This window comes from Flavobacterium aciduliphilum (genome assembly GCF_003268855.1).
Taxonomy (GTDB): domain Bacteria; phylum Bacteroidota; class Bacteroidia; order Flavobacteriales; family Flavobacteriaceae; genus Flavobacterium; species Flavobacterium aciduliphilum.
This window is the reverse complement of record NZ_QLSZ01000001.1, coordinates 303817-319422: the sequence shown is the minus strand read 5'-3', so window position 1 is coordinate 319422 and position 15606 is coordinate 303817. Positions and strand designations below refer to the sequence as shown.

At 34.7% G+C, this 15606-nt stretch carries 16 protein-coding genes; 6 read left to right on the top strand and 10 right to left on the bottom strand.

What is annotated here, in order from left to right; genetic code table 11:
- Positions 1–17 precede the first annotated feature (17 nt).
- From CLV55_RS01530 to CLV55_RS01520, 3 genes are all read left to right on the top strand, one after another.
- Complete coding sequence (locus tag CLV55_RS01530) at positions 18–1001, top strand: SMODS domain-containing nucleotidyltransferase (protein ID WP_112111971.1); 984 nt, start codon at positions 18–20, stop codon at positions 999–1001.
- Positions 994–1905 carry an S-4TM family putative pore-forming effector gene (locus CLV55_RS01525; protein ID WP_112111970.1) on the top strand — a complete coding sequence of 304 codons (912 nt, stop codon included), beginning with the start codon at positions 994–996 and terminating at the stop codon, positions 1903–1905. The genes CLV55_RS01530 and CLV55_RS01525 overlap by 8 nt, the downstream gene beginning before the upstream one ends.
- Positions 1906–2029: 124 nt before the next feature.
- Positions 2030–2575, top strand: a complete 546-nt coding sequence (locus CLV55_RS01520; protein WP_112111969.1) for a hypothetical protein — start codon at positions 2030–2032, stop codon at positions 2573–2575.
- 195 nt (positions 2576–2770) lie between these two features.
- On the opposite strand, the gene lysA is transcribed toward CLV55_RS01520, so the two are convergent.
- A complete protein-coding gene (lysA, locus tag CLV55_RS01515; RefSeq protein WP_112111968.1) occupies positions 2771–3976 on the bottom strand; it encodes a diaminopimelate decarboxylase in 1206 nt (401 codons plus the stop codon).
- 191 nt (positions 3977–4167) lie between these two features.
- Between lysA and sucC the strand changes: the two genes are divergently transcribed.
- The gene (sucC, locus tag CLV55_RS01510) at positions 4168–5361 is read left to right on the top strand and encodes an ADP-forming succinate--CoA ligase subunit beta (protein WP_112111967.1); all 1194 of its coding nucleotides are present in this window, start codon (positions 4168–4170) and stop codon (positions 5359–5361) included.
- A 63-nt stretch (positions 5362–5424) separates the two neighbouring features.
- Here sucC and CLV55_RS01505 read toward each other — a convergent pair whose 3' ends face one another.
- The 3 genes from CLV55_RS01505 to CLV55_RS01495 all read right to left on the bottom strand — a co-directional run bounded on the left by CLV55_RS01505 (position 5425) and on the right by CLV55_RS01495 (position 7023).
- Positions 5425–5631 carry a YgaP family membrane protein gene (locus CLV55_RS01505; RefSeq protein WP_112111966.1) on the bottom strand — a complete coding sequence of 69 codons (207 nt, stop codon included), beginning with the start codon at positions 5629–5631 and terminating at the stop codon, positions 5425–5427.
- A gap of 76 nt (positions 5632–5707) precedes the next feature.
- Positions 5708–6124: a DUF1456 family protein gene (locus tag CLV55_RS01500; RefSeq protein WP_112111965.1), complete on the bottom strand. Its 417-nt coding sequence runs from the start codon at positions 6122–6124 to the stop codon at positions 5708–5710.
- 98 nt (positions 6125–6222) lie between these two features.
- Positions 6223–7023: an alpha/beta hydrolase gene (locus tag CLV55_RS01495; RefSeq protein WP_112112211.1), complete on the bottom strand. Its 801-nt coding sequence runs from the start codon at positions 7021–7023 to the stop codon at positions 6223–6225.
- A 35-nt stretch (positions 7024–7058) separates the two neighbouring features.
- On the opposite strand from CLV55_RS01495, the gene CLV55_RS01490 reads away from it, so the two are divergent.
- Both CLV55_RS01490 and CLV55_RS01485 read left to right on the top strand, forming a co-directional pair.
- Positions 7059–7484 (top strand): TerB family tellurite resistance protein, encoded by a 426-nt coding sequence (locus CLV55_RS01490; RefSeq protein WP_262510374.1) that lies wholly within the window; start codon positions 7059–7061, stop codon positions 7482–7484.
- Between the two features lie 149 nt (positions 7485–7633).
- Positions 7634–8059 carry an Hsp20/alpha crystallin family protein gene (locus CLV55_RS01485; RefSeq protein ID WP_112111963.1) on the top strand — a complete coding sequence of 142 codons (426 nt, stop codon included), beginning with the start codon at positions 7634–7636 and terminating at the stop codon, positions 8057–8059.
- Between the two features lie 50 nt (positions 8060–8109).
- Here the strand turns inward: CLV55_RS01485 and CLV55_RS01480 are convergent, their stop codons facing one another.
- From CLV55_RS01480 to CLV55_RS01455, 6 genes are all read right to left on the bottom strand, one after another.
- A complete protein-coding gene (locus CLV55_RS01480; protein ID WP_112111962.1) occupies positions 8110–8550 on the bottom strand; it encodes a PaaI family thioesterase in 441 nt (146 codons plus the stop codon).
- A gap of 3 nt (positions 8551–8553) precedes the next feature.
- Positions 8554–10542 carry an excinuclease ABC subunit UvrB gene (uvrB, locus tag CLV55_RS01475; protein ID WP_112111961.1) on the bottom strand — a complete coding sequence of 663 codons (1989 nt, stop codon included), beginning with the start codon at positions 10540–10542 and terminating at the stop codon, positions 8554–8556.
- Positions 10543–10585: 43 nt separating this feature from the next.
- Positions 10586–11536, bottom strand: a complete 951-nt coding sequence (rlmF, locus tag CLV55_RS01470) for a 23S rRNA (adenine(1618)-N(6))-methyltransferase RlmF (protein WP_112111960.1) — start codon at positions 11534–11536, stop codon at positions 10586–10588.
- Positions 11537–11590: 54 nt separating this feature from the next.
- Complete coding sequence (locus CLV55_RS01465; RefSeq protein WP_112111959.1) at positions 11591–12253, bottom strand: thiamine diphosphokinase; 663 nt, start codon at positions 12251–12253, stop codon at positions 11591–11593.
- A gap of 80 nt (positions 12254–12333) precedes the next feature.
- Positions 12334–13167, bottom strand: a complete 834-nt coding sequence (locus CLV55_RS01460; RefSeq protein WP_112111958.1) for a DUF4249 domain-containing protein — start codon at positions 13165–13167, stop codon at positions 12334–12336.
- Positions 13168–13171: 4 nt separating this feature from the next.
- The gene (locus CLV55_RS01455; protein WP_112111957.1) at positions 13172–15544 is read right to left on the bottom strand and encodes a TonB-dependent receptor; all 2373 of its coding nucleotides are present in this window, start codon (positions 15542–15544) and stop codon (positions 13172–13174) included.
- Positions 15545–15606: the final 62 nt, after the last annotated feature.

Here is a 15606-nt window from a genome sequence, read left to right as displayed (position 1 = left end):
AACAGAAAACAAAATAAATGGCAAAAACAGTAAATACAGCCTTTAATGAATTTAACAAAGACGTTGTGAACTTGGATATCGACAGAACCAACAAAGCAAATTCCAGTAGAGATTGGTTATTTGGACAGTTAAATAATTTAGACAGTAAAGATGATTTAGACTTTCCCTTCAAATATGAAGATAAACATATAAAATTTGGTTCTTTTGCTCGAAAAACAAAAATTAGAGAGCTTGATGATGTTGACATAATGTTTTGCTTAACTGCAAATGGAGCAACTTATTTAAAAAAATTTAATACCTATACTATTCATACCTCAAATGCAGGTTATAGATTAAAAAATTTATCTGACAATTATATTCTAAATTCCAGAAAAGTGGTGAATAAACTTAAATCATCACTTTCAAAAATTGAACATTATAAATCGGCAGATTTGCATAGTCGAGGAGAAGCAGCGACCTTAAATCTACAATCTTATGAATGGGTATTTGATATTGTTCCTTGTTTTTACACTGACACTAATTTATATTTAATACCAGATGGTAATGGAAATTGGAAATCAACAGACCCAAGAATTGACCAAGAATTAATTACTAACACAAATCAAAATTATAATGGCAGATTATTACAACTAATAAGAACCTTAAAATATTGGAATAGGCATCATTCAAGTCATACAATTTCATCATATCTGTTTGAACAAATTGTCATCAATTATACAAATAGCAGAACTGAATTAAGTCAATGGATAGATTTTGACATAAGAGATTTTTATAACTATTTAGCTTTAAGTATATATAGTGCTGTAAATGATCCAAAAGGAATTCAAGGTAACTTAAATACTTTAACATATGACCAAAAGAAATCCATTTCAGATAAGTCATCTTGGGCATATAGTAAAGCAAAAGAAGCAACAAATGCAGAAACAAATGAAAAAGACCAAGAAAAAGCCATGAATAAGTGGGGTGAAATTTTTGGCTCAAAATTCCCAACATATGGATAATATAGGAAAGCATATATTAGAAACTCAAAACGAAAATTTTCATATTGACCAGCTTTTGGCACAAAAAAAAATTTATTCAAATGCCAAAATTTTGCAGGGAATTTTAATTTTTATTACAATTCCTTTGCCTATAATCATAGCACTAATATTAAAATTTTATCCGACTTTATTTGATGAAAAGCATTGGATTTTTGTACTTTACTTGGTTTTGGCATCCCTTTTTGAAAAAGTATTAGAAAACTATGTTGACAGATATAAGAAACTTGCTGCTTCAATACAAGAGGCGTTTGATACAAAAGTCTTAAATATTGAAGAAAATGAATCTTTAAACACAGTAAATATTGACAATGAATTGATAAGAGAAAAGTCAAAAGGACCGAGAAAGAAAAGCAAAAGAGTGGCAGATGTTACAAATTGGTATTCACTTAATATTATAAGTATAAGAACAAACATTGCAAGTATATTGTGTCAAAGAACTAATGTTTTCTATGACTTTTCAGTTCGCAAAAGATATAATTGCGCAATGAGAATTATAGTAGTTCTTACGTTTATAATTTTAATGGTAATTTCATTAAAAAATGACATTACACTAAAATTGTTCCTGATAGAAGTAGTTATACCTTCAATTCCTGTCTTTATGTTTGCCTATAAAGAAATTAATTCAAATACAGAATCAATTGACAACTTGGAACATTTAAGAAATCTAATTGAAGTAAATCTTAACAATTTAACCATTGAAAGTAATATTCAAAAGCCTTTATTAAGAAAAATTCAAGACAGAATTTATTCAAATAGAATATTGAGTCCATTAATTCCAGACTTTTTATATTATTTAATTAGACCTAAATTAGAGGACCAAATGAACTATTCTGTTGAACAAATAGTTAAAAAATTAACAACCTAAGAAATACAACCAACAATAGCTATGGTTTTATTGTTCAGCTTACAGCCACAATGAAACTCTAGCTGTTGCGTGCATCTTTTTACAAAACTCTAGTTAAAAAAACAAAAAATAACACCACCTAATTATGACCAAAGAAAAAATTCTAAATCATTCGGCTGTCTATAGATTACTTGAATTTCAAACAACTGTTTTAACTGCTGTTTTTGGAGTTTTGTCAATTGTTTGTGGATTGTTACCAGCAATATCTAATTTTTTGTCAGCAATATTTGGAATTCTAGCTGCCGTTTTTGGTTTGATGATAAATAGATATTCAAATCTGAAATCAAAATCCGAAGAAAATGAAAAAAAAATATTGATGAGAGAAATGAAATGGACAGACATTCATTCAAATGTTGCAGACATAAGATTTTCTTGCTATAACGAATCTGAAGACCTTGGTTTTTTATTAATGACTGCAAAAATTATAAAAAAAGCAGGAGGGAAAGGATTCGATATTGACAGCATTAACCTATTCTCCAGAGAAGAAGGATTATACTTACCAGAAGGGGATTATTCAATTGAATTTTTGACAAGGCAGTATGAAAATGCAAAAATTGATATTTACATAAATGATAAAAATATTGGTGAGAGATTGTGGTTTGATTTAAAATTAAAGCCTAAGAAAGAATAAAAAGCTACATAGAAAAACGGTTTTGTGCAATAGTGATATTTATAATAAATTGATGTTATTCTTTTCTAAAACAATTATCTTTAACCGAACGAAATCGTTCCGCTAACTGCTCCTAAGGTATGACTTAGTTTAGCAGTAATTTTACCTCGAAAAATTGTAAAATAACAAATGACAAACGGAGAAATAAATAGATTACTAAACGTCCACCACAATCTGGTTTTTAATCAAATCCTCAAAAGTTTCCCGTTTACCAATCAGGTAGCTTTTCCGGTCTTTCCAGAGGACTTCTGCGGGTTTGTATCGCGAATTGTAATTAGACGCCATCGAAAAGCAATACGCCCCAGCATTTTTAAAACACAAGATGTCGCCTTCGGTAATCTCAGCGATGCGTCGGTTGTTGGCAAAGGTATCCGTTTCACAAATATAACCTACTACGGTATAAAAACGCTCTTTGCCTTTGGGATTCGAAAGGTTTTCAATGGTATGTTGCGAACCGTAATACATGGGGCGAATAAGGTGATTAAAACCAGAGTCTATTCCTGCAAAAACCGTTGAGGTCGTTTGCTTCACTACATTTACTTTGGCCAAGAAATAACCCGCTTCGCTCACTAAAAATTTACCCGGTTCAAAGGCTAACGTCAACGGGCGCCCATATTCTTTTTCGAAAGCCAAAAAGCGTTTCGTTAATTTTCTACCCAATTCTTCAATATTGGTTTCGATATCTCCTTTTTTATAGGGCACTTTAAATCCCGAACCAAAATCGAGAAATTCCAAATCGGTAAAGTTTTTGGCAGCATCAAACAAAATTTCAGAAGCATACAAAAACACCTCAATATCCAAAATATCCGAACCCGTATGCATGTGAATTCCGTTGATTTTCATTTTTGTGTTTTCTACAATGCGTAAAATATGCGGAATTTGATAAATAGAAATCCCAAACTTGCTATCAATGTGTCCCACCGAAATATTTTGATTCCCTCCCGCCATCACATGCGGATTGATGCGGATGCAAACCGGAATAGTAGGGTATTTGGTGCCAAAATGTTCCAAAACAGAGAGGTTGTCAATATTAATTTGAACCCCCATTTTAGCCACTTCTTCAATCTCTTCAAACGAAACCCCATTGGGTGTAAAGATAATTTTCTCTGGTGGACAGCCGGCATGGATGCCCAACAGGACTTCTTGAATCGAAACGGTATCCAATTGCGCCCCCATTTTTAACAAGACTTTCAAGATAGAAAGATTCGACAAGGCCTTCATGGCATAGTTAATCCGAAGGTGTTCCACTTTAGAAAAAGCAGTTGTTAAGCGTTGGTATTGACGTTCTATGGTAGCCACATCATACACATACAACGGACATCCATATTCTTCTGTCAACGGGAGTAAATCATTTGCTGTCATTTTGGTATAAAAGTTAAGAAGTAAAGATAGTAAAAGAGGTTTTGTATTACAAAGATAATCAACAAGAAAAGAGTTTAAAAAAAAGTTACTAAATTGATATACATTTCTTTTGCGTTTGATTCAATTTCGCTACTTTTGCCGAACCATTTTCTGAATGGGATTTCAGAATCTAACTAGACAAACTTTTTATTATGAACATACACGAATATCAAGGTAAGGAGATTTTAACAAAATACGGGGTACGCGTACAACGTGGTATAGTTGCAAATAATCCAGTAGAGGCAGTTGCCGCTGCAAAACAATTAACTGCAGAAACAGGAACAAGCTGGTATGTAGTAAAAGCCCAAATCCACGCTGGAGGAAGAGGAAAAGGAGGCGGAGTAAAATTGGCTAAAAATTTAGAGCAAGTAACCGAAATTTCTGAGCAAATTATTGGTATGATGCTTAAAACGCCTCAAACACCACCAGAAGGAAAACAAGTACACAAAGTATTGATTGCTGAAGATGTATATTACCCAGGAGAAAGTGAAACATCGGAGTTTTACATGTCTGTTTTATTAAACAGAGCTACAGGAAGAAACATGATTATGTATTCTACTGAAGGGGGAATGGATATTGAGGAAGTAGCAGAACATACACCACATTTAATTTTTACAGAAGAAATTGATCCACAATTAGGATTGCAAGGATTCCAAGCAAGAAGAGTAGCATTCAATTTAGGACTTTCTGGAAATGCGTTTAAAGAAATGGTAAAATTTGTAGAAGCATTGTATGCGGCCTACATCGGATGTGATGCTTCTATGTTTGAAATCAATCCTGTATTAAAAACGTCAGATGATAAAATTTTAGCTGTTGATGCCAAAGTAAACATCGATGACAATGCATTATACCGTCAGCCTAAATACGCAGAAATGCGTGATATTAGAGAAGAAAATCCTATTGAAGTTGAGGCAAAAGAAGCAGGGTTAAACTATGTTGACCTTGACGGAACCGTTGGGTGTATGGTAAATGGAGCTGGGCTAGCGATGGCTACTATGGATTTGATTAAATATGCTGGTTTTGAGCCTGCAAACTTCCTAGATGTGGGAGGTACTGCCGATGCAAAACGTGTAGAAACCGCTTTTAGAATTATCTTAAAAGATCCAAACGTTAAAGCCATTTTGATTAATATTTTTGGTGGAATTGTACGTTGTGACCGTGTAGCACAAGGTGTGGTTGATGCTTATAAAAATATGGGTGATGCGATTCAAGTGCCTATCATTGTAAGATTGCAAGGAACCAATGCTGAGATTGCCAAAGAATTAATAGACAATTCAGGAATGCCTATTTTATCAGCTGTTCAATTTCAAGAAGCGGCTGACCAAGTTCAAAAAGCACTTTCTTAATTCGATAGTAATTGTTTTAAATATAAAATCCCGAGTTTGATGCTCGGGATTTTTTATGAAATTTTAGTTCTTACCAGAACATGTATTGATGCCTAAAAGAGTATACAAAGGGCAAAAACTTACCAAACTGGTTAGAGCGAAAACCCCAGCAATCCCAAGACCTACAATGCCTAATGTGCCCGTAATGGTTCCGTTATAAAATAAGACACCTAAAATTGCAGCAATTATCAATCGGATAATACGGTCTGCTGTACCCATATTTTTTTTCATGACTTCAAGTTTTTAATAAAACTCAAAGGAACGCAATAAAAAACATATGGTGTGTTACAAATGTTACACCACGCTACTAGTCTTTGGATTTCTTCCCGTTTTTGTAGTGTACTTTTTCTACAATTTCGATTTTTTTTACGGTTTTTTTTGGTGCAAATTTCTTTTTAGGAGCTACAGTCTTTTCTCTTTTCTCTATTTTCTTTTCTCTGAACTCCTCTTTTGGTCTTCTTTCCGATTTATGAACCGCTATAACCTCCATGGGATTTTTCGGATTTTCTTTGGTGCCTCGCAAATGAATGACCAATCCGTTCAAGAAATTGCGCAATACTTGGTCGCCACACTCTACAAATTTGGGATGATCGGCATTTCTAAAAAAGTTTCCAATTTCCCCTTTAGACATACGAAAATCAACCAATTTAAGGATGTCTTCTATTTGGTCATCACGAAGCATTAACGCAACTCGGAGCTTTTTGAATATATCGTTGTTGTTCATTGTATAATTTGTTTACTGTTGTTTAAAATTGTTTGATTTAGTTTAAAGTTGTTTAAGATGAAACCAAATAAACACTTAAACTTTTAAACGATTAAACCTTAGAACAGCCAAAGGTACGCTTTTTTAAATCCTTCACGCCACAATTTTTCATTGTGTTGGCCGCCTTTTACAATGATTTTTTTATTGAGTCGTTCACAAACACAGCGTTTCGTATTGATTTGGTATTCCATAGCGTTTAGATCGTTCACCATATCGTCATCGCCTTCGTTGTCGCCACAAAGAAAATAGATTTTGGTATTGTATTTTTTTGTACGTTCCATCAAATCAAAAAGTTCTTTTCGATTGAACCAAAAAGAAGGAGAGAAGCAGCCTACTTTTCCAAAAACATCGGGATATTTTAGAGCGCCATAGAAGGAAACCAATCCGCCTAACGAACTTCCCCAGAGGCAGGTATTGTTCGCATTGGGTTTCGTTCGGTAGTTTTTATCGACATACGGCTTTAACGTTTTTACAATGAACTCTAAGTATTTATCAGCATGACCTCCTCCATATTTTTGATTTATAAAAGGCGTTAATTCTTCCATACGTTTTTCACCTCCGTGTTCAATTCCAATGACAATTACTTGAGCCGCAATACTATCTAAAGTTTCGTCGACATTCCATTCGCCTACATAAGACGTCTTAGCATCAAACAAATTTTGTCCGTCGTGCATATAAATTACTGGAAATTTCTTTTTAGAAGTGGTATAATTTTTAGGTAGATACACCCAAATTTTCTTTGAAGTATTCAATTGTGGCGCTGCAATAGTAAACGTCGAAACCTGATTACTAGCCGTACTGTTTTGTGCATGGGAATTAAAAAAAAGAAGCCCAAATAAAATTGAAAAAATGAATTTCAAAGGATAAAAATTTTTAGAATGAAACAAATAATTATATTTTAGCTAAAAATACGAAAAACATGCAAACCAAAGTAGAAAAGTTGAGTTTACTAGCCGATATGATTGCATTTGCCATTGTAGACGGACAATTGCATGAAAGAGAATATACTTTTCTTTCCATAATAGCTGTAGAACTTGGGATAACTCAAGAAGAATTTAAACAACTTTTTCATGAAGAAAACAGAAGTGAAATGATCAAAACAGAGTTTCAACGTATTCAGCAGTTTTATCGTTTGGCTTTGTTGATGCATTGTGACGGTGTGTTGCATGAGCGAGAAGTAATAAAAATTCACGAAATAGGAATTCACATGGGATTAAATCCCTTTGCGATGAAACGGGTTCTAAAAGCGATGGAACAATCACCCACTCGAACTGTTTCTCCGGAGTATCTATTGGAAGTTTTTCAAGAACAACAAAACTGAAAAGTAGTCAGTTGAAACGAGTGAAAAACGACAAAATTTCAGTGTAAAGTATTAGTTATCAGTCAAAATGACTTAAAATTTGCCTTGGTACATCATTTGTTTTTAGGATAGGCATAACCATAAAATGTCTAATTTAAAAACATACGATTATGAACGTAATTAAAAGAAACACAGTACCTTTTCCATCACTTATTGATGAATTATTAAAACCAGATTGGTTGGGAGGCATGCAAAGTTTTAGTGCCAATGTACCAGCTGTAAACATCAAAGAAACTGATACGAGTTTCGGAATTGAGTTGGCGGCTCCTGGAAAGAAAAAAGAAGATTTCAACATCGAAATCGATCACAATGTACTCACAATTTCTGCAGAAGACAAAGTTGAAAAAGAAGAGACACAAGGGAAATATACCCGAAGAGAATTTAGTTACGCTTCTTTCAGACGTGCGTTTACATTGCCAGAAACCGTGAATACCGACCATATTCATGCTACTTATGAAAATGGTGTGTTGCATGTAGCGCTTCCCAAAAGAGAAGAAGCTTTACCAAAACCAAAACGATTGATAGAAATAGCCTAAAAGGCTTTAACACTTCATAAAAACGCAACCTTTAAAAGGTGCGTTTTTTTTTATTTATAACCCATTGTTTCGTTTAAAGACATCTTGCTTTTCATAAAGGTTCCGCTTCCACGAGCGACTTCCCGATTTTTTTCATCATATAAAACCGCATCGGCAATAAAGAGATGTTTCGATTTGAATTTGAGTTCGCCAACGGCTCTAATTCTACCCACTTTTACCGGGCGAAGGATTTGAATATTGAATGAAGTTGTGTAAACAAAAGAATCTGAAACAATGGAATGAACAGCAAAATAAGCTGCATCATCCAACATTTTAAAATAGACCGAACCATGTAATGAATTGCCAGCATGAAAATATTTGGGTTCTACAAGCATGGAAATTTCAGCTTTTTCATCAGTTATTTCAAGGTGTGCCGAATCATAAAGCTCCTTGTTTATCAACCCCGATACGTACATGTTTTGAAGTTTAGTGTAATGTGCTTGATGTACCATAAATTAAATCTTGTCTTGTAGCGCTTTAATCTCATCTCGTAGCTTTGCTGCTTGCATAAAATCCAATTCTTTGGCGGCTTTTTCCATAGCTTTTCGAGTCGCTCTAATTTTCTTTTCTATTTCAGCTTTAGATAAATACAAAGGTTCTGGTTCGGCGGCTTTTAGAATTTTTTCTTCATAGTAAGAAGTCGAAACCGAGTTGTTGCTCAAGGCATTGCCCAAACTTTTGTTTAATGCTTTGGGTTGGATGTTATTTTCAGTATTGTAACGAATTTGCTTTTCCCTACGATAATTGGTTTCGTCAATAGTTTTTTGCATAGAAGCTGTGATTTTATCGGCATACATAATGGCTTTTCCATTTACGTTACGTGCGGCACGACCCACGGTTTGGGTCAACGAGCGATGACTTCGCAAAAATCCTTCTTTATCGGCATCTAAAATGGCAACCAACGATACTTCGGGTAAGTCCAAACCTTCTCGCAATAAGTTGACGCCGATGAGCACATCAAACAGGCCTTTACGTAAGTCTTGCATGATTTCGACACGCTCTAATGTATCAACATCACTGTGAATGTACCGACAACGAATGGCCACTTTAGTTAAATATTTGGTCAATTCTTCTGCCATGCGTTTAGTTAACGTGGTCACCAACACACGTTCGTCGAGGTCGCAACGTTGTTGAATCTCTTCTATTAAGTCGTCGATTTGGTTCAAACTGGGGCGTATTTCTATAATTGGGTCTAACAACCCCGTAGGCCGAATGACCTGTTCTACATAAATGCCTTCTGTTTTTTGTAATTCATAATCGGCAGGTGTCGCGGAAACATAAATCACCTGATTTTGCATGGTTTCAAATTCGTCAAACTTTAACGGACGGTTGTCCATGGCCGCAGGTAATCGGAATCCGTATTCCACTAGGTTTTCTTTGCGGCTTCGATCACCTCCATACATGGCATGCACTTGTGATATGGTCACGTGACTTTCATCGACGACCATCAAATAATCATCTGGAAAATAATCTAACAGACAGAACGGTCGTGTGCCAGGGAGGCGACGGTCTAAATAGCGCGAATAATTCTCAATCCCCGAACAATACCCTAATTCGCGAATCATTTCTAAATCAAAATTGGTGCGTTCTTCTAGGCGTTTGGCTTCTAGATGTTTGCCAATTTCTTTGAAATAATCGACTTGTTTGACCAAATCTTGTTGAATGTCCCAAATAGCAGCTTGTAAGACATCGGGGGAGGTTACAAACATATTGGCGGGATAGATATTCAGTTTTTCATAGCGCTCTAATACTTGAGATGTTTTAGGATCAAAAGCTTCAATTTCTTCGATTTCATCTCCAAAAAAATGAATTCGAAAAGGTTCGTCAGCATAACTCGGATAAATTTCGACCGTGTCTCCTTTGATGCGGAAGGTTCCTGGTAAAAACTCAGCTTCGGTTCTAGAATACAAACTTTGCACCAAACGATGTAATAATTTAGTTCTAGAAACCACTTGGTCTTTTTCTAGCGAGACTACATTTTTCTGAAATTCCACAGGATTTCCTATGCCATACAAACATGATACGGAAGAAATTACGATAATATCACGACGACCAGAAAGTAGGGCAGAAGTGGTGCTCAATCGCAGTTTTTCTAACTCTTCGTTGATAGATAAATCTTTTTCTATATAGGTTCCCGTAACTGGAATAAAGGCTTCGGGTTGGTAATAATCATAATAAGAAACGAAATATTGCACCGAATTATTGGGAAAAAACTGTTTAAACTCAGAATACAACTGTGCTGCTAAGGTTTTATTGTGTGCCAATATCAAGGTAGGTTTTTCTACGTTTTGAATGACATTGGCTACAGTAAATGTCTTTCCAGACCCCGTAACACCTAGGAGGGTTTGGTATTTTTCGCCATTAAGGATCCCGTTTGAAAGTTTTTCAATGGCTTGGGGCTGGTCGCCAGTCGGTTTGTAATCAGATATGACTTGGAATTTCATTAATTAAGTTTCAAAGATTCTAAGTTACAAAGTTATGGTTTTATCAAATCGAAAACTTCCATTCTTTCTGTTGCTTTTCACTTAAAAAAGTCCAAGCTACAAAACGGCTTATTTTTTGACCTTGTGCCATTTCTATGGTTTTTATTTCAACGGCTCCCACTTTATTTAAGGTTTTGTAAATACTTTTTAAGTTTTCTTTTTTAGAAACTAAAGTCGTAAACCAAAAGACGTGTAAGGGGTATTTCACACTTTCGTAAATCATCTGAGTGATAAATCCAATTTCACCACCTGTACACCATAATTCTGTGTTTTGACCTCCAAAATTAAGTACAGGTTTAGTTGCTTTTTTGTCTTCTAAATGGTTAACTTTTCGTAAAGAGGCTTTCAGAGCTTCTTCTTCTGAATTATGAAACGGTGGATTGCAAACGGTAAAAGCAAATCGATCTTCAGATAAAATGATGTTTTTGAAAATATACCGAGGTTCTACTTGTAATTGTAAACTAACAGCATCGGTTAATTTTGGATTGTTGCCAATGATTTTTTTACAATTTTGAAGGGCGTTTTCATCAATATCAGTGCCCACAAAAGACCAATCGTATTCGTGATGGCCAATAATGGGATAAATGCAGTTGGCGCCAATCCCGATGTCCAATCCTACAACAGAATCGCCTTTTGGAATAATACCATTATTACTATTGGCTAATAAATCGGCTATATAATGGATGTAGTCGGCCCTTCCTGGAATGGGCGGACACAAATAGTCTTTAGGAATGTCCCAATAGGCAACAGCATAATAAGAAATTAAAAGGGCTTTATTTAACGCTTTAACGGCTTCCGGATTACTAAAATCAATACTTTCAATGTCATGTTCATTGATGAAAATATAATTTTTTAATACAGGATAATTGTATGTTAATTTCTCAAAATCATACCTGTTTCTATGCTGATTTCTAGGATGAAGAGAACTTTTTTCGGTGGGTGTTTTGTGCTTCATTTTGTCTTTTCTCGTTATCAAATATACTAAAATGAATGCGATTTAACAATCTTTTTAATCAAAACATTCCATGAGAAGCAAGTCACCTTCTGCATGTTCAATTTTTACGATGCCATCTTTTGTAACATGATTGCTACTTCCCGTTCGATAACCTATGGTGAGTTCCTCGTTGTGTAAGGGGTAAAACAAATTTTCTGTTTTGATTTGAGTCACTTTTCCAATAGGAATTAAGGAAAGAGGAGTATGGGCTGGATACCATTTTTCAAATGTATTGGGTAATAAAAAAATCTTCGAATGATCGTCAAGGATGACTATTTTCAGTTTGTTGCGATACCGTACAATATTGGTAATATTGGTGATGGTATGGTCGGCACGTTTTCCTGTAGCCCAGACCACATTTACGGCTTTATGCCCTTTCTCAATCAAGTAATCGAAAGCTTTTTCTAAATCAGTTTTGTCTTGATTGGGGGTGTGAACGATTTGTAACGGAAACTGTTTTTCTGCATATATTTCAGGATTGAAATTATTGTCAAAATCTCCCAAAAGCACATCTATTTTAATGTCTAATGGCAAAACTCTTTCAATAGCACTGTCCAAAACTACTACAACAGGAGACCATTCAAGCAATTGACCTAATAATTCTAAACTGCACGAGGCGCCATTAGCAATAATTAATGCTGGTTCTTGATCGTCGCGAACGATGTGATGTGAAGACATTTTTAGAATTATGAATTTTAAATTATGTAAAAGTAGTTAAAAAAATATTTTAGAATTCGTAATTCGTAATTTCAAATTAATTATTGAACAATATAATTTCTCGTATCAATTTCAGAGAGATGGAAATATCCTAAAGGATAATTGTTATCATCCGTTTGATTGATGATGTTTCCGCGTAAAGTGGCTGGTGGGGTTGAAAAAGGACTACCATTAGAGTTTCCGGCAATATTCAATAATTTATTCATATAATTGTAATAGCGAAGCGAAATGCCTTCCAAACTAAATAGTAATTGATCGCCAGCCTTCAATTTTTCATCAGAATAGAATCCAAACATCTGATTTCCTTGGAAGAAGGTATCGTCGACTACCCCATATTCAGGTATTGCTTTTGTTGAGTTTTTGACACCAATAAGATAATAATTATCTTCATTACCATTGTCTTGATAAAAAAACTTGACTTGTATTCGTTCGCCTCCAAATCCTTGAACCGTAGTTTGTTGCACGTTGTCAATTGTAGGTGTGGCTAAAAGTTTTTCCGTAGCGGTATAAGATTGTCCATTATAGGCAATGGTCAACAAATAATCATGATTTATTATAGGTATAAAGGTATGACAAACATATTCGCCAGTATTCGGTGTTTCAACAAAAGGGAATAGTACAGGTGTGGGATTTGAAACATCTGTAACGGATACCACAGCACCTGAAACCGTAGGGATGTTTTCATTATAGTAATCCGTGGTTGTAGTAAGTTTGATTTTTTGTTCGTTTCCTGCTGTTCCTTTTTGCCAAAGGATATTCGCTTCAATAACCAATTTTGGAGCAGCAGTTTCTAAAGGGATGTTTACTTTGTCTTCACAACTGATTAATGTTAATGAAATGACTAGGAATGAGAGAATAGAATATCGTTTTTTCATAAGTTTAAAATTTGAAGTTATAAGAAACAGCAGGAACCATTCCAAAAATGGATAAACGAATCGCTTCGTTTTGACCAGAATCCTGATTTTGTCTGAAACTGATTGAGGCCGCATTTTTTCTGCCATAGAGATTATAAATACTAAAAACCCATTCACTTTTCCATTTATGATTTTGACTTTTTTTAGGAGTTAAAGTAGCGGAAACATCCAAATGATGGTATAAAGGTAAACTGTTTTCATTACGAGTTCCGTAACTCGGAACTGTTATGCCCATGTACGTATATTGTCCGTTTGGATAAGTTACAGGTTGCCCAGTTTGTATAACAAAATTAGCACCAAAATTCCATTTTTTACTCAGTTTATACGAACTAGTGACGGCCAAATTATGGGTTTTGTCATAGGCAGATCGATACCAATTTCCGTTGTTAATTCCCGTTTCGTTGGCTGTTCTTCCTGGAGTTCGTTGTTCCGATTTAGATAGTGTATAGGCAATCCAGCCAGTAAATTTACCCGTATTTTTTCGAAGTAAAAGTTCTAGACCATAAGATCGCATTTCCCCATTCAAGATTACTTGTTCAATAGCTTCATTAGCAATCAAATCCGCTCCATCAATATAGTCAATGCGGTTTTTAATTTTTTTGTAAAAGCTTTCGACTTCCAAGGAATACTGGTCTTCTTTGAAATTTTTAAAATAACCTACTGCCACTTGGTCTGCGATTTGAGGTTTGATGTAAGTGTCACTCGGTGTCCAAACGTCTAAAGGAGTAGGAGAAGCGGTATTAGAAATCAATTGTAGATACTGCAACATTCGATTGTAACTGGCTTTCACTGAAGCGTGTTCGGATAGTTCATAAGCAGCAGAAAATCGGGGTTCAAAATTGTTAAAACTAGCGATGGTTTTGTTTTTGCCATAATAGGCGGTTCCAATGGGTACGCCTTTTTCATAAATTTTCAAATCGTTGTCAAAAGTAACGGCTTGGTTGTTGGCGTATAAATTTACTGTTGAATTTCCTAGACGATAAAATAAACTATAGCGCAAACCATAATTAATAGAAAAGTTTTTAGAAAGTTTTTCCTCACTATCTGCGTAAAAAGAAGGTTCAAATGCATATTTTTTCTCTAATTGCTTGAAATTGATTCCCGAATCGCTGCGACTAGGTTCGATTGTTCCGGGGTTAAAATCATAATAGATTGCATTGGCTCCGTAATTGAGCTTAATCTTATCTGATAGATAATACTTAAAATCGTATTTCAAATTATAATTTTTGATTCCTGAATTCCAATCAAAACCTACAAAATCAAGATTCAAACCATAATAGTAATCACTGTAAATCATAGACAAGTTTGAGAATAATTTATCATTGAAGAGGTGGTTCCAACGCAAGTTTAGGGTTGAATTTCCATAAGTGTTTTTAAAACTTTGATTGATATCGAATACATCGCGTCCAAAATATCCAGAAAGGAATAGGTTGTTGTTTTTGTTTAGTTTATAGTTTAATTTGGTGTTTAAATCATAAAAATAAGCGGAGTTTTTATTGTTAGATAATTTTAAAAATAAATGTGCATAAGACGCACGGCCTCCTATTAAAAAGGAACCTCGATCTTTTACAATAGGTCCTTCTGCAAGTAATCGACTTGATATCAATCCGATGCCACCATTCATGTGAAAACTAGTACTGTTTCCATCTTTTTGATAAATATCTATAACTGAAGAAGCGCGACCTCCAAATCGAGCGGGAATCCCTCCTTTGTATAATTTTAAATCTTTGATGGCATAGGGATTAAACACGGAGAAGAATCCGAAAAGATGCGAAGAATTATATATTGTCGCTTCATCTAAAAGAATCAAGTTTTGATCGGCTCCACCGCCACGAACATTAAATCCTGATTGTCCCTCACCTGCGTTTGTTACACCTGGAAGAAACAAAATCGATTTGATTACGTCTACTTCCCCCAAAACCACAGGCATTTGTTTTATGGTGACCATCGACATTTTATTAACACTCATTTCAGGTTTTCTCGTATTGGTCTTTGCTTTCTCAGTGATGATTACTTCTTGAAGGACTTCATTAGTTTCGGTCATTGAAAAATTCATCTTAATATTTTGAGTCAAATTTATTTTTTCAGTGATAATTCCATAACTAATATAACTGACGGTTAGTTCATAATTCCCTTTAGGAAGAGTTAATGAATAAAACCCATATTCATTGGTAAGCGTTGAAATGGAAGTGCCTTTAATACTAAGGGTAACCCCAATAAGAGTTTCATTGTTTTTTTTATCAGTTATGGTCCCGCTTACGGTATATTTTTCCTGTGAAAACCCAAAAGTCGTCAGGAAGCATACTAAAAAAGAGAGTAGAAATTTATTAAATAACATATACAAAAATTTAATTGCAAATGTGACGAATTCTTTGCACTTATGTTACACAACATTTGTTA

Bases quoted from the DNA above. Each gene is read 5' to 3' on its own strand.
- CLV55_RS01485 (WP_112111963.1), top strand. From the start codon at position 7,634: ATGAACGTAATTAAAAGAAACACAGTACCTTTTCCATCACTTATTGAT.
- CLV55_RS01520 (WP_112111969.1), top strand. From the start codon at position 2,030: ATGACCAAAGAAAAAATTCTAAATCATTCGGCTGTCTATAGATTACTT.
- CLV55_RS01465 (WP_112111959.1), bottom strand. From the start codon at position 12,253: ATGTCTTCACATCACATCGTTCGCGACGATCAAGAACCAGCATTAATT.
- rlmF (WP_112111960.1), bottom strand. From the start codon at position 11,536: ATGAAGCACAAAACACCCACCGAAAAAAGTTCTCTTCATCCTAGAAAT.
- CLV55_RS01505 (WP_112111966.1), bottom strand. From the start codon at position 5,631: ATGAAAAAAAATATGGGTACAGCAGACCGTATTATCCGATTGATAATT.
- CLV55_RS01455 (WP_112111957.1), bottom strand. From the start codon at position 15,544: ATGTTATTTAATAAATTTCTACTCTCTTTTTTAGTATGCTTCCTGACG.
- CLV55_RS01460 (WP_112111958.1), bottom strand. From the start codon at position 13,167: ATGAAAAAACGATATTCTATTCTCTCATTCCTAGTCATTTCATTAACA.
- CLV55_RS01480 (WP_112111962.1), bottom strand. From the start codon at position 8,550: ATGGTACATCAAGCACATTACACTAAACTTCAAAACATGTACGTATCG.
- CLV55_RS01500 (WP_112111965.1), bottom strand. From the start codon at position 6,124: ATGAACAACAACGATATATTCAAAAAGCTCCGAGTTGCGTTAATGCTT.
- CLV55_RS01530 (WP_112111971.1), top strand. From the start codon at position 18: ATGGCAAAAACAGTAAATACAGCCTTTAATGAATTTAACAAAGACGTT.
- uvrB (WP_112111961.1), bottom strand. From the start codon at position 10,542: ATGAAATTCCAAGTCATATCTGATTACAAACCGACTGGCGACCAGCCC.
- CLV55_RS01525 (WP_112111970.1), top strand. From the start codon at position 994: ATGGATAATATAGGAAAGCATATATTAGAAACTCAAAACGAAAATTTT.
- sucC (WP_112111967.1), top strand. From the start codon at position 4,168: ATGAACATACACGAATATCAAGGTAAGGAGATTTTAACAAAATACGGG.
- lysA (WP_112111968.1), bottom strand. From the start codon at position 3,976: ATGACAGCAAATGATTTACTCCCGTTGACAGAAGAATATGGATGTCCG.